Origin of the sequence: Actinomadura rugatobispora, from assembly GCF_042656285.1 — a bacterium.
Classification (GTDB): Bacteria; Actinomycetota; Actinomycetes; order Streptosporangiales; family Streptosporangiaceae; genus Spirillospora; species Spirillospora rugatobispora.
Genome location: NZ_JBHSON010000091.1, coordinates 36,035 through 50,463, shown reverse-complemented (window position 1 = coordinate 50,463; position 14,429 = coordinate 36,035). Strand labels below are relative to the sequence as shown.

Annotated in this window: 7 protein-coding genes; 4 read left to right on the top strand and 3 right to left on the bottom strand. The window is 73.5% G+C overall.

Annotation, left to right across the window (positions count from 1 at the left end; genetic code table 11):
- Positions 1-1,010 precede the first annotated feature (1,010 nt).
- Both uvrB and ACFPZN_RS43965 read right to left on the bottom strand, forming a co-directional pair.
- Positions 1,011-3,128 carry an excinuclease ABC subunit UvrB gene (uvrB, locus tag ACFPZN_RS43970; RefSeq protein ID WP_378288766.1) on the bottom strand — a complete coding sequence of 706 codons (2,118 nt, stop codon included), beginning with the start codon at positions 3,126-3,128 and terminating at the stop codon, positions 1,011-1,013.
- A gap of 102 nt (positions 3,129-3,230) precedes the next feature.
- Positions 3,231-4,385, bottom strand: a complete 1,155-nt coding sequence (locus ACFPZN_RS43965; RefSeq protein WP_378288764.1) for a sensor histidine kinase — start codon at positions 4,383-4,385, stop codon at positions 3,231-3,233.
- A 149-nt stretch (positions 4,386-4,534) separates the two neighbouring features.
- On the opposite strand from ACFPZN_RS43965, the gene ACFPZN_RS43960 reads away from it, so the two are divergent.
- The 3 genes from ACFPZN_RS43960 to ACFPZN_RS43950 are packed head-to-tail and all read left to right on the top strand — an operon-like array spanning position 4,535 to position 7,259.
- On the top strand, positions 4,535-5,560 hold the full coding sequence (locus ACFPZN_RS43960) for a hypothetical protein (protein WP_378288762.1): 1,026 nt from the start codon (positions 4,535-4,537) through the stop codon (positions 5,558-5,560).
- An 8-nt stretch (positions 5,561-5,568) separates the two neighbouring features.
- On the top strand, positions 5,569-6,342 hold the full coding sequence (locus tag ACFPZN_RS43955; RefSeq protein ID WP_378288760.1) for a hypothetical protein: 774 nt from the start codon (positions 5,569-5,571) through the stop codon (positions 6,340-6,342).
- Between the two features lie 2 nt (positions 6,343-6,344).
- A complete protein-coding gene (locus ACFPZN_RS43950; RefSeq protein WP_378288768.1) occupies positions 6,345-7,259 on the top strand; it encodes an inositol monophosphatase family protein in 915 nt (304 codons plus the stop codon).
- 10 nt (positions 7,260-7,269) lie between these two features.
- Here ACFPZN_RS43950 and ACFPZN_RS43945 read toward each other — a convergent pair whose 3' ends face one another.
- Entirely contained in the window at positions 7,270-8,493 is a 1,224-nt protein-coding gene (locus ACFPZN_RS43945) for an ArsB/NhaD family transporter (protein ID WP_378288758.1), read from the bottom strand.
- Positions 8,494-8,561: 68 nt separating this feature from the next.
- Between ACFPZN_RS43945 and ACFPZN_RS43940 the strand changes: the two genes are divergently transcribed.
- On the top strand, positions 8,562-14,426 hold the full coding sequence (locus ACFPZN_RS43940; protein WP_378288756.1) for a WD40 domain-containing protein: 5,865 nt from the start codon (positions 8,562-8,564) through the stop codon (positions 14,424-14,426).
- Positions 14,427-14,429 lie beyond the last annotated feature (3 nt).

The window sequence follows — 14,429 nt, the reverse complement described above, 5'->3', positions numbered from 1 at the left end:
TGGCGGCCAGCGGCACGGGTGGCGAGGAGCGCAGACCCAGGCGGCGCAGACCCGGCGGCGCTGGCGTGCGGAGCGGCCGCGGGCAGCGCGCCGCCCCGCTCGCCGACCTGGGCCCCGCGGCGGGCGCTCATCGCCGCGCCTGCCACGGGCACGGCGCCGCGTGCAACCGACCGGCTGGCCCAGCTCGACCGCCTCGCGGCGTCAGTGCGCGGCGGCCTGCGCAAGCGCGGAGCGGCGCCGCTGCCCAGCGGCCCGGAGCCGAGCGGCGGCGCCTTTGCCCTTCGCCGCACGCTGCTCCCGTCGGCCTGGCGCGGCTGCACGGCGCAGGCGCACGGACTAGGCGGGCGTGGGGTGCAGCGCTGGACGGGGCGTCGCCGCCGTCCGCCGTCGGGCGCCGTCCTCTCGCCTGACCCGCATGGGCGGGAGTGCCCGGCCGACACGGGATCGCCGGGCGACGCAGCGCCGACGCGGGCCGTGGTGTCCCTCCAGCGGCGGTGGGCGTCTCCTCGTTCCTGGGCGCCCAGCGCGCCGGGCGGCGGTTTCTGGGGCTGGGCGGCCCAGCGGCGCCGTGGCTCGGTCGAAGCAGCAGCATCCCGGGACGACGCCCCGCCGCCGGTTCGCCAGCCGGTCGGGCTCGGGCTCGAGGAGGGCGCCGGCACGCGGCGCGGCGCCGGCCGGGGGTGGCCGACCGCCGCGACGGCACCTGATGGCAGCGTGGCTTCTCGTCGGGCTCGGGCCCGACGAGGGGGCCGACACGGGGCGCGGCGCCAGCCCACGAGTGGCCGACCGCGGCGACGTCATCTGATGGTGGCGCGGCCTTCTCGGGCTCTGGTGGGGTGGTGGCGGCGCTGCGTCCACGCGCGGGCTGCGGGGCCGCGCCGTTGCGCAGTAGTACCGGCGGCCACAGTGGGCCCAGGGCCAGGCCGGCGCAGGGCTGCCGGGGGGGGTGGGAGTCGGCATTCCCTGGGGTGCGGCTCCGCGCGGCACCGCTCGGTGCCGTGCCCCGGCGGTTATTTGACGCCGGCCTCCTTCATTTCCCTCAGTTCGCGTTTGAGTTCCTTGATCTCGTCGCGGAGGCGGGCGGCGAGCTCGAACTGCAGGTCGGTGGCGGCCTGGTGCATCTGGTCGGTCATCTGGTCGATCAGGGCCTCCAGCTCCTCGCGGGGGCGCTCGCCGACCAGGTCGGCGGCGTGGCGGCCCGCCTCCCTGGTGCGGGAGGCCAGGCCCGGGACGGGGGCCTTGCCGCGGCTCTGCTGGCGGCCGGCGCCGCCGATGAGGGTCTCGGTGTCGGCGTCCTCGCGGGCCAGGGAGTCGAGGATGTCGGCGATGCGCTTGCGGAGGGCGGTCGGCTCGATGCCGTGCTCCTCGTTGTAGGCGATCTGCTTGGCGCGGCGGCGGTTGGTCTCCTCGATCGCCCGTTCCATGGACGGCGTCACCGTGTCGGCGTACATGTGGACCTGGCCGGAGACGTTCCGGGCGGCACGGCCGATGGTCTGGATCAGGGAGGTCTCCGAGCGCAGGAAGCCCTCCTTGTCGGCGTCGAGGATGGCGACCAGGGACACCTCGGGCAGGTCGAGGCCCTCGCGCAGCAGGTTGATGCCGACCAGCACGTCGAACTCGCCCGCGCGCAGCTCGCGCAGCAGCTCGATGCGGCGCAGGGTGTCGACCTCGCTGTGCAGGTAGCGGACCTGGATGCCCAGCTCCAGCAGGTAGTCGGTGAGGTCCTCGGCCATCTTCTTGGTGAGGGTGGTGACCAGGACCCGCTCGTCCTTCTCGGTGCGCAGCCGGATCTCGTGGATGAGGTCGTCGATCTGGCCCTTGGTGGTCTTCACCACGATCTCGGGGTCGACCAGGCCGGTGGGGCGGATGACCTGCTCGACGACGTCGCCGCCGACGCGGTTCATCTCGTAGGAGCCGGGGGTGGCCGACAGGTAGATCGTCTGGCCGATCCGCTCCAGGAACTCCTCCCACTTCAGCGGGCGGTTGTCGATCGCCGACGGCAGCCGGAAGCCGTGCTCGACCAGCATCCGCTTGCGGGACGCGTCGCCCTCGTACATCGCGCCGATCTGCGGGACGGTCTGGTGGGACTCGTCGATGACCAGCAGGAAGTCCTCGGGGAAGAAGTCCAGCAGGGTGTTGGGGGCCGAACCCGCCTCGCGGCCGTCGATGTGGCGGGAGTAGTTCTCGATGCCCGAGCAGGTGCCGACCTGGCGCATCATCTCGATGTCGTAGGTGGTGCGCATGCGCAGCCGCTGGGCCTCCAGCAGCTTGCCCTGCGCCTCCATCGTGGCGAGGGTCTCCTCCAGCTCGGCCTCGATGCCGCCGATCGCCCGCTCCATCCGCTCGGGGCCGGCGACGTAGTGGGAGGCGGGGAAGACGTAGAGCTCCTCGTCCTCGCTGAGGACCTCGCCGGTGAGGGGGTGCAGGGTGGCCAGCTTCTCGATCTCGTCGCCGAACATCTCGATCCGGACGGCGAGCTCCTCGTACTGCGGGATGATCTCGACGGTGTCGCCGCGGACCCGGAAGGTGCCCCGGGTGAAGGCCAGGTCGTTGCGGGCGTACTGCATGCCGACCAGCTGCCGGAGCAGGTCGTCGCGCTCGATCTCGTCGCCGACCCGCAGCCGCACCATCCGGTCGACGTACTCCTGCGGGGTGCCCAGGCCGTAGATGCAGGAGACGGACGCGACCACGACGGTGTCGCGGCGGGTGAGCAGCGAGTTGGTCGCCGAGTGCCGCAGCCGGTCGACCTCGTCGTTGATCGAGGAGTCCTTCTCGATGTAGGTGTCGGTCTGCGGGATGTAGGCCTCGGGCTGGTAGTAGTCGTAGTAGGAGACGAAGTACTCGACGGCGTTGGCGGGCATCATCTCGCGCAGCTCGTTGGCGAACTGGGCGGCCAGGGTCTTGTTGGGCTGCATGACCAGCACGGGCCGCTGGAGCTGCTCCACCAGCCAGGCGATCGTGGCGGTCTTGCCGGTGCCGGTGGCGCCGAGCAGGACGGCGTCCTTGTCGCCGCGCCCGATCCGCTCGCCCAGCTGGGCGATGGCCTGCGGCTGGTCGCCGGACGGCGTCATCTCCGTGACCACCTCGAACGGCGCCACCCGGCGCCGCAGATCCGTGATCGGCCGCATCCCTCGCCTCTTCCCTGCTCGGACCGGCGGGCCGCTATGACCCGCTCCCACCACTGTATGCAGGGGGTACGACAATCGCGGCCGCTCTATTATTTCCGCAGGTCAGGTGGCAGGCAGCGGGAGCCTGGCGCGGACGGCGAAGCCGCCGTGGTCGCGGGGGCCCGCCTCGAAGCTGCCGCCCAGCCCGGTGACCCGCTCGCGCAGGCCGAGCAGGCCGTTCCCGCCGCTGGGCAGCCCGTGCCGTGGCCCGGCACGGGGCGGCTCGTTGCGGATCTCCACCTCGACGGCCTCCGGGATCAGGGACAGCTCGATCGAGGTGTCGGCGTCGCCGGCGTGCTTGTGGACGTTGGTCAGCGCCTCCTGGACCAGCCGGTACAGGGTGCGGCCGACGGCGGCGGGCATGGGCCGCTCCTCGCCCTGGACCGACAGGTCCACGCTGAGCCCGGCGGCGCTGGACTGCCCGATCAGCTCGCGGATCTCCGTCAGGGTGGGCGAGTCCTGCGGCAGCGCCTCCTCGCCCTGCCGCAGCACGCCGATCACCTGGCGGAGCTCCTCCAGCGCCTGCCGGCCCATGTCCCCGATGACGGTGGCGGTCTCGGCCGCGCGGGCCGGGTCGCGGACGGCGATGGCCTTGAGGGCCCCGGCGTGGACGACCATGACGCTGACCCGGTTGGCCACCACGTCGTGCATCTCGCGGGCGATGCGGGTGCGTTCCTCGCCGCGGGCCCGTTCGGCCAGGAGGTGCTGCTCGCGCTCCAGCCGTTCGGCGCGTTCCTGGAGGGAGGCGAACAGTTGCTTGCGGGTGCCCATGTACAGGCCCAGAAGGACGGGGGGCGCGGTGAAGGCGAACCCGAACGTGGCCTGGGCGAGGAGCGGTTCGTCTGCGGCGGTGGGCCCCGGGAAGAGCAGGAACATCACGTACCCGGCCAGGGCGACGGCGATGACCGTGCGCCGGGACGCGGCGTAGGCGCCCAGGGAGTACAGCGAGACCAGTCCGGAGAAGCCCCCGCCCCCGGTGGGGGTGGCGAAGAGGATGCCGAACACCGACAGGCCCACGGGGTGGCGGCGCCGTACGACCAGGGCCAGGCCCAAGACGGCGCTGGCGGCCGAGACCTCCCAGCGCGGCAGCCAGAAGTGCTGGGGGGCGAAGTAGAGCCAGAAGGCGTCGAACGCGGCCAGGCCGACGGCGAGGGAGACGTCCAGGGCACGCGAGCGACGTGTCGGCCACAGTGCCGACCACCAGCCCCGGACGGTCATGGACTGAGCTTATAGCGCAGGTGGGGCTCTCTATCACGGGCCGTCGGGACCCGGCGGAAACCCTTGCGCGCAGGGCGCTGCGGGCCGGTCCCCGTGGTGGCCCCGCCGCGGGCGCGGTGGTTACGATGCCGACACCGACAACGACGGGGATGACGCTCACGATGACCCGCTTCGCCGCCTGGGCAGGCAAGAACGCCGACGCCGTCATCGCCTTGGTCCTGGCGCTCGTCGTGGCCGCGCTGGGCCTGGGGGTGAAGCTGCCCAACGAGGACGAGATCACCAACAGCGCGGTGCTGGCCGTGGTCGGCCTGCTGGCCACGTCGGTGCTGCGCGACCGGGCGCGGCGGGCCCCGGTGGAGAACGAGATCAGGGACTCGCTGCGGTCGTCGTCGGCCACGCTCGACGGGCTGACCGAGAAGGTCGGCCGGATCGATTCCTTCGAGGGCGTGGTGACCGACACCAAGCGCGCGCTGGAGGAGACCTCGGTCGTGAGGGTCATCAGCGGCGCGCAGGTGGCGCAGGTGCTGGAGGAGGCCCGGCGCAACACCGACCGGTGGTTCTTCAAGGGGGGCACCGGAACCTACATCAGGGCCAAGACGCTTCCCGAGTGCGTGGCGGCCGCGCGGCGGGAGCGGCGCACCCTGCTGTTCCGCCTGGAGATCATCGATCCGACCAGCGTGGCCGTGTGCGAGGACTACGCCCGGCACCGGCGGTCGGTGGCCGAGGGTCCCGACGCAACGGGCGAGCCGTGGACGCTGGAGCGCACCCGCAAGGAGGCGTACGCGACGATCCTGTCGGCGTGCTGGCACAAGCAGCGGTTCGGGATGCTCGACATCGACATCGGCCTGTCCAGGACGATGACGACGCTGCGCTACGACCTGTCGGCGTCCCGGGTGGTGGTGACGCGGGACGACCCGCGCGGCGAGGCGCTGGTGGTCGACAGCGGCAAGTTCTACTACGGGTGGGTCAGCGCGGAGCTGCAGACCAGCCTGGACCAGGCGCGGCGGGTGCCGGTGGAGCAGGCCCGGCTGGCGCCGCTGGACGACGAGCCCACGGTCGAGGAGGTGCGCAAGCTGTTCGACGTGATCGGGATCGAGCTGGCCGCCGCGTACACCGACCGGGACGTCGTCGAGATCATCCGGAAGGCCCTCCGTCCCAAGGACCCCTACGAGTAGCAGAGGCCATGCGCTACACCGAGATTCGCCGGGAGATCGCCGCGGGCACGGCGGCGGCGACGGTTCCACGGTGGGCGCGGCATGTCCTGGACGACATCGCCGCGGGAAGGGTCGCGGTGGAGGCGGTACGGCATCCTCTGGGCTTCCTGTGCCTGCCCGTGGAGAGGACGGGCGACCTGGGCGTCTGCCTGCATATCTGGACTCCGGAGGTAGAGTCGGTGGCGGCGACGACCTCCGGAGTGCACTGCCATAGCTGGGAGCTGGTGAGCTTCGTGTTGTACGGCGAGGTGCGGAACACCCGCGCGCGTGTGGCCGACGTTCCTCCCGCGGGGGCGGACGGCGCCACCCACAGGGTTTTCGAGGTCGTCAGCAGGGGCGAGGTGGACGAGCTGAAGGCCACGGGCCGCACGGTTCGTTACGCCGCCGGCGACACCGGCACGCACGGCACGGGCGCGGTCTACACGCTGCCCGCCGGGGTGTTCCACAGCACGTTCATCGAGGGCGGGCCGGACGCGGCGACGGTTGCGCTGGGCCGGCAGGACCCTGACGGCGGCGATCTCTCGCTCGGTCCGCTGGGCACGTCCTCCCACCAGATGCGCAGGCTGCGCTGCGATCCCGACGAGACGGCCCGGGCGGCGCTGCGTTCGGCGCGGCGCATCGAGGCCGCCCATCCCGCGCTGCCCGAGCCCGAGCCCTCCCTTGAACCGGGCCTTGAGCCCGGCTCGGAGCGGGGTGCGGAGCCGGGTGGGCGCGGCCGGTCCGGCCGTACGGCGCGGGGGTGACGATGGGATCGCGCGTTCCGTCCGCACAGGGCGTGCCGGTCGATCTGGGCGCGGCCCGCCGGGTGGCGGTGGAGGCCGCCGAGGCGGCGGGGGCGCTGCTGCGTGAGCGGATGGGCGCGCCTCTGGACGTGCGGCTGAAGGACCCGGGCGGGGACGTGGTGACCGAGCTGGACGTCGCCGCGGAGTCCCTCATCCTGGGGCGCCTGCGCGAGGCGTACCCGGGGCATCGGGTCATCGCCGAGGAGTCGGGCGTCACCGACGGTGAAGGCGGCGGGGACGGCGCCGGCATGGTCTGGCTGGTCGATCCCCTGGACGGCACCAACAACGTCGCGATCGGCATGCCCGTGTACGCCGTCGGCCTGGCGTTGTGCGCGGGCACGGTCCCGGTGCTGGGGGTCGTGCACGACCCGGTCAGCGGGCGGACGTGGTCGGCGATCCAGGGGGAAGGGGCGCTGGGCCCGTCCGGGGCGCCGTTGCTGCTGAACGGATCGTTGCGTCCGGGCCGTAAGGAGAACCCGGTCGTGGCGTGGACGCAGGGCCACAAGGTGGGCCGCTCCGACCCGGTGGCCTTCCCCCTCAGGTCGGTGCTGGAGGCCAGCAGCGGCCGGGTGCTGCAGTTGTGGGCGCCGCTGGTGGCCTGGGTGATGCTGGCGCGCGGCGACATCGACGGGATCGTGGGCTACCGGCCGGAGGTGGTGGACCTGCCCGCGGGGGCGATCCTGGCGACCGAGGCCGGGGCCGAGCTACGGGCGCTCGACGGCTCCCCCTACGAGCCCGGTATCGACCGTTCCCCGGACGAGCTCAGTTTCGTGGCGGCGCGGCCCGCTTTCCTGGAGCGTCTTCTGGAGACGACCGCGAAGGCCACCCGCCTGGCCCGCGAGGCGAGTCCGTCGGGCGAGTTGCGCCTCGCCTGGTAGCCCCGGGGCCTCAGGCCGTGAGGAAGAGCGCCCCGGTCGCCGCCGCGCATCCGAGCACGGCCAGGACCGCCCCGGTCAGGACGAAGGTGCGCATGGGAACGGCCACTCCCCTGCGGCGGCACCACTCGAACCACAGCAGCGTGGCCAGCGACCCCCACGGGGTGATGACCGGGCCCACGTTGGTACCGATGAGGAGCGCCAGCAGCTGGTCGTGGTTGCCGGACGGGACCACGGCCTCCCCCGCGACGTAGGCGGGGAGGTTGTTGAGGGCGTTGGACAGCCCGCCCCCGGCGAACGCGGCGCGGAAGGCACCGCCCACGCCGTCGTCCTCGCCGATGAGGCCGCGCATCACCGTGTCGAGCCCGTACCGGCTCAGGGTGGGCACCACCAGGAACAGTCCGGTGACGAACACCAGCAGCTGCCAGGGGATCAGCGCGGGTCTCAGGTGTGAGCGGTCGCGCACGGCGAAGGCGACCACGGCGATGAGCGCCGCCGCACCGGCGGCGACGGCGATCTCCCAGCCCGTCTCGGCGCCCGCCAGGACGGCGCCGATGAACACCAGGCACGCCAGGCCGGTGGCGCTGAACAGCACCGGGTCACCGATGGGCGTGGGCGCCGGCGGCTCGTACCGGTCGGCCCCGCGCGCGCCCCGCCGCCAGTAGAAGACCCAGAGCAGGACCATGGTGACGGCAAGGGCGGCCAGTTGCGGCGCCCACATCCGTTCGGCGAACGCGGGCGTCTCCAGGGCCACCCTGTCGGAGGCCAGGAGGTTGGTCAGGTTGGACACCGGGAGCAGGAGGCTCGCGGTGTTGGCCAGCCACACGGTCGTCATGGCCAGCGGCAGGGCGGCGATGCCCGTGCGCGCCGCCAGGGCCAGCATGACGGGGGTGAGCAGCACCGCGGTCGTGTCGAGGTTGAGGAAGACCGTCGTCAGGGACGCGAACGCCACGCACAGCAGGAACAGGGCGCCGTAGCCGCCGCGGCCCGCGCGAGCGACCCGTTCGGCGATGACGTCGAAGACGCCTGCCTCTTTGGTGAGTTCCGCGAGGACGATGACGGCGAACAGGAAGACCAGCATCGGCCCGATCCGCCGGACGCTGGCCTCGGCCTCGTGGGCGGGCAGCAGGCCCGTGGCGACGAAGAGCAGGCCGATGAGCAGGAGCCCGACGCGGACCCAGTCCAGCACGCCCGCGGAGAGACACAGCCGGCGGAGGGTCTGGCCGATCGCTACCACGGGCGCCATGATCCCATAGGCCGCGCGCCGCCTGGGGCGGACGGCGGCGGGCGCGCGATACTGGCCGCATGACTCCCCCCGGTGTCCCCCTCAGGCAGGAGCGTCCGACCGACTTCTTCATCAGCTACTCGCCGGCCGACGAGCGCTGGGCGTCGTGGATCGCCTGGCAGCTGGAGGCGGCGGGGCACCGGACGATGATGCAGGCCTGGGACTTCGTGGCGGGGACGAACTTCATCGACTTCATGGACCGCGGCCTGTCGGAGGCCAAGGTCGTGGTGGCGGTGCTGTCGCGCAACTACCTGCGTTCACGGTACGGCCGGTGGGAGTGGATGACGGCGTTGCGGGCCGACCCGGACGATCCCGCGAACAAGCTGGTGACGGTCAGGATCGAGGACTGCCCCATCGACGGGCTCCTGTCCACCATCACCTACGTGGACCTGGTCGGGGTCGACGACCCCGACCGGGCGCGCACGATGCTGATGCGGCGCATAGAGGAGGCCCTGGCGGGCCATGCCCGTCCCTCCGACGGCCCCGGATTCCCTGGCGGAGGGCGTCCTCCCCTGGCCGGGCGCGTGGAGCAGCCCGAACCCCCTTCCCAGTCGCCCGAGCCCTCGTCGCGCTTGCCCGAGCCCACGGGTGAGCGTCCCGCACGCCGTGCGCCCGTCGTTCCACCGGTCTTCCCCGCCGGGGAGGGGGACGGGGAGAGCACGCGCGAGACCCTGACCGTGCTGCACGTCTCGGGCCCGCGCTTCGGCCGCACGCTCGCCGAGGAGGGCGAGCCCACCACCGCGACCGAGTTGCAGAACCGCATCTGGAGCGAGGTGACGCTGCTGGCGGACGCGGGCGTCCCCCGGCCGGAGCTGCTGGTGGTCACGGGCAACCTGACGCACTCGGGCAGCCGCAAGGAGTTCACCGAGGCGCTGTCGTTCCTGACGAGCCTGCGCGCGCTGCTGGGCCTGGAGGCGCAGCGCGTCGTCATCGTGCCGGGCACCCATGACGTGACCCGGGCCGCGTGCCAGGCGTACTTCTCCAGCTGCGAGGCCGACGACATCGACCCGCAGCCCCCGTACTGGCCCAAGTGGCGCCACTTCTCGGGGCTGTTCAAGGAGTTCTACCAGGGGCTCGACCCGCTCATCTTCGACAGCGCGCAGCCGTGGACGCTGTTCCCCGTGCCGGACCTGAAAGTGGTGGTGGCCGGGCTCAACTCGACCCTGCCGCAGACGCACCGTCCCGAGGACCGGTACGGGCAGGCCGGCCAGGCACAGGCGGCGTGGTTCACCGAGCGGCTGCGGCATTTCGAGGACGAGGGCTGGCTGCGCCTGGGCGCGGTGGAGCACGGCCTGGTCCCCGGGGAGCCGGGGGCGCTGCGCGATGCCGACACGGTCGATTCCCTGCTCGGCGGGCACGTGAACCTGTTCTTCCAGGGGACCGAGTCGGAGCTGGGCGCGATCCCGCTGACGCCTTCGAACGTGCCGTCCGTGCCCTCGCTGGGGGCGGGGCGCCACCAGGTCCTCGTCCTGAGGCGGGACGGCCTGGAACGGTGGACCGCGCAGGACGCGGGAGGGCGCGGCCCCGAACGCCTGGAACGGACATGGGCCAAGGCCGTTGGTACGTTCCCTCCCCCGGCGGAGGCCGCGCAGCCCGCACTTCCCGTGGGCCCGACCCCCGAACTGGGCGAGGGCGCGTCCGAGGGCGAGGGCGCCGATCCTGCCCCCGACCCGACGGCGAGCCTGCTCGACCGCATCGCCGAAGCGTGCGAGACCCGTTTCGAGAAGGCGACCATCCGCCGCATCGACGCCGACCCGCCCCACCTCCTGCTCTCCCATCTGGAGGACGGCTTCGTCCGCCAGTACAGGATCGGCGCGCACGTCGGCCAGGTGACGGACGCGGACGTGGACGCCTTCGTACGGCACGTGCACGCCGACGGCGCCGACTACGGCTCGGAGCTGGTCTACCTGGGCACGCCCCCGCCGCGTTCGCTGCGCCAGGACGCGCTGCGCCGCGGCATCCGGGTGCGCAGCCTCACCGAGTTCCAGGGCCTGCTGGACCTGTCGGAGTACGTCGCGGGGCAGACGTCCCGCCTGGCGGCCGGGGGCCTCTACCCGCCCTCGCTGTACGTGCCGCAGCGCTACCGCGAGCTCGACCGCGTCCCCGCGCCGTCCGAGCGGCAGGAGGAAGCGGACGGCGACCGGGCGCCCCAGGACCAGGCGCCCCAGGACCGGGACGTGCGCGCCGACGTCGTCGGGGAGATGCTGCGCCTGCTCGCCGCCGACCACGGGCGCTTCCTGCTCCTGCTGGGCGACTTCGGGCGCGGCAAGACCTTCGCGCTGCGCGAGCTGGCCCGCCGCATCCCCGCCGAGCTGCCGCACGTCATCCCGATCCTCATCGAGCTGCGCGCGCTCGACAAGGCGCACTCGGTGGACGGCCTGGTCGCCGCGCACCTGGCCAACCACGGCGAGGAGCTGATCGACCTCAAGGCGTTCCACTACATGCTGCGGCAGGGCCGCATCGTGCTGCTGTTCGACGGGTTCGACGAGCTGGTCACCCGGGTGACCTACGACCAGGCCGCCGACCACCTCGACACGCTGCTGCGGGCGGCGCAGGACAAGGCGAAGATCGTGGTGGCCGGGCGCACGCAGCACTTCAAGTCGCAGGCGCAGGTGCTGACCGCGATGGGCGAGAAGGTCGGCGTGCTGCCGCACCGCCGTGTGCTGGGCCTGGAGGACTTCACGCCGTCGCAGGTGCGCTCCTACCTCGTGGGCCGGTACGGGGACGAGGAGGTCGCGGACGCGCGGCTGCGCACGCTGGAGGACATCGGGGAGCTGCTCGGCCTGACCAGCAACCCGCGGATGCTGAGTTTCATCGCCGACCTGCCCGAGGAGCGGCTGCGGGCCGTCGCCCAGGCGCGCGCGACCGTCAGCCCCGCCGACCTCTACCAGGAGATCCTGTCGTCCTGGCTGGCCTACGAGGCCGAACGGGTCCGCCAGAGCGGCGGGCCGTCGGGCCTGACGGCCGACGACATGTGGGCGGCGGTCGGCACCCTGGCGCTGCGGCTGTGGGAGGGCAACGAGCAGTTCCTCCGCCTGGCCGAGCTCGCCGACGTCGCCGACACGCTGAGCGGCCTGACCGACGGGCGCCTGTCGCCGCACCAGGTGACGCACGCGATGGGCGCGGGGAGCCTGCTGGTCCGCACCGAGGAGGGCCTGTTCGGGTTCATCCACGGCTCGGTCATGGAGTGGCTGGTGGCGCGGCACATCGCGGAGCGGTTCGCCGAGGGGCGGGCCCCGGAGGCGCTGGCGCACCGCGCGCTGTCCCCGCTCACCGTCGACTTCGTGTGCGACCTGGCCGACACCCGGGCCTGCCAGGAGTGGGTGGCCGGGGTGCTGGCCGATCCGGAGGCCGGGGACGCCGCCCGCGCCAACGCCATCAAGATCACCACCCGGTTGCGGACGCCGGCCCGCACCGACCTGCGCGGCGCCCGGCTGCAGGGCGAGGACCTGTCGTACCGCGACCTGCAGGAGGTCGACCTGACCGGCGCCGACCTGACCGACGCGCAGCTGGTCGGGGCGAACCTGTCGCGGGCGGTGCTGCGCGGCGCCTCGCTGGCCGGGGCGCGGCTGGACGAGGCGCGCCTGACCGGCGCCGACCTGCGCGGCGCCGACCTGTCCCGGGCCCGGCTGGCCCGCGCCGACCTGCGCGACGCCGACGTGGAGGGCAGCCGGTGGACGCGGGCCGCGCTGATCGCCGCCACGCTCCCCGACCGCATCGCCCGCGCGCCCGAGCTGCGCGAGGCCGCCATCGCCCCGGGGCGTCCCATCGACATCCAGGTGGCGCCCGCCGCGGTCGGGGTGCCGTACGGGTTCCACTTCCAGACCAGCCGGCTCCCGCAGCCGCTGGCCTACAGTCCGGGCGGGTCGGTCCTGGCGGTCGGGGGCGAGGACGGGGGCGTCCTGGTGTGCGACGCCGTCACCGGCACTCCGCTGCGCACGCTCCAGGGCCACCGTGCCCGCGCCTACGCGGTCGCCTTCGACTCGGCGGGCAACATGCTCGCCACGGGCGCGGCCGACGGGACGGTGCGCCTGTGGGACCTCGCCACGGGACGCAGCGCGCACACCCTGACCGTCCACCCCGAAGGCGTCTGGCCCGTCGTCGTGGGGCCGGGCCCCGATCCCCTCGTCGCGGCCGGTGCGGCGGACGGCACGATACGGGTCTGGGACTCGTCCACGGGAAACCTGCGGCACGAGCTGCCCGGCCACACCGCCCCCGTATACACGGCGGTCTTCGACCCTGGGGCGTCCCTCATGGTGACCGGCGACGCCGGCGGCACCCTGCGCGTGTGGGACCTGGGCACGGGCGCCCTGCACCGCACCCTCACCGGCCACAGGGGCGCGGTGTTCCGGGCCGTGTTCCACCCCGACGGCTCCATCCTGGCCGCAGGGGACGAAGCGGGGGTCGTACGGCTCTGGGACATCCGCACGGGCGAGATCCGTGAGGAGCTCCTCGGCCACACCGGACGCGTCTACGCCATCGCGTTCCACCCCGAGGGCCGCCTCATGGTGACCGGCGACACCGACGGCTCGGTGCGGCTCTGGGAGGACGCCCGCCACAAGCTGACCCTGCCGGGCCACGGCGGCGCCATCTACCAGGCCGCGTTCAGCCCCGACGGCAGCCGCCTGGCCACCGCCGACAGCGCCGGGTCCGTCCGGCTGTGGGACCCCGCCACGGGACGGCAGCGGCTGGAGCTGGCCGGGCACCGGGGCGCGGTGTGGCCGTTCGCGTTCCGTCCCGACGGCGCCCAGCTCGCCACCAGCAGCAACGACGGCACCGCCCGCCTGTGGGACGCCGAGACCGGCCAGTGCCGCACCGTCCTGCGCGGCCACGGCAGGCGCGCCACCGGCGTGGCCTTCAGCCCCGACGGCGGCCTGCTGGCGAGCAGCGGCAACGACGGCCTCGTCCGCCTGTGGGAGCCGCGCACCGGCCGGATGGTGCGCGAGCTGCACGGCGTCGCCGACAACCTCACCTCCGCCGCGTTCAACCCCGCCGGGGCCCAGCTCGCCACCGCCACCAACGACGGCGGCGTGCACCTCTGGCAGGCCGGCACCGGCACGTTCGAGCGGGAGCTGAACGTGGAGACCGACCACGTCTGGGCGCAGGCGTTCAACCCCGCCGGGGACGTCCTGGCCACCGCCAACGACGACGACAGCGTGCGCCTGTGGTACTGGACCACCGGGCGGGAGATCGTCGACCTCGCCGGGCACCGCGGCCGGGTCCGCTCGATCGCCTTCGCCCCCGGCGGCGAGCGCGTCGCCACCGGCTGCGACGACGGCCTGGTCCGCGTCTGGGGCGCCCGCAGCGGCGAGCTGCTCGCCGAACTGCGCGGCCACACCGACCGGGTCTACCGGGTGGCGTTCGACCCGTCCGGGGACACCCTCGCCAGCGCGAGCAACGACGGCACCGCCCGCCTCTGGGACACCCGCTCGGGCACCGCCTCGCACGTCCTCACCCGCCACACCGGACGGCTGTGGACGTGCGCGTTCAGCCCCGACGGCACGCTGCTCGCCACCGCCGGCGACGATCTGGTCGTCCGGCTGTGGAACGCCCGTACCGGCCACCACCTGCACACCCTGCCCGGCCACACGCGACGGGTCTGGTCGGTGGAGTTCAGCCCCGACGGCACGCTGCTGGCCAGCGCCGGAGACGACGGAACCCTGCTCCTCTGGGACGTCGCCGACCGGAACGCCCCGTCCCAACGCGCGACCCTCCTCGGCCTGGCCGAGGGCTGGGCGGCGCTGTCCCCCGAGGGCCGCTACAAGGGCGAGGGGAACACCTCAGGGGAGTTCTGGTACGCCATAGGCATGTGCCGGTTCGAGCCCGGCGAACTCGACGCCCACCTGCCCGAGGTGCGCCAGATCCCCCTGGACGCCGAATTCTGACCC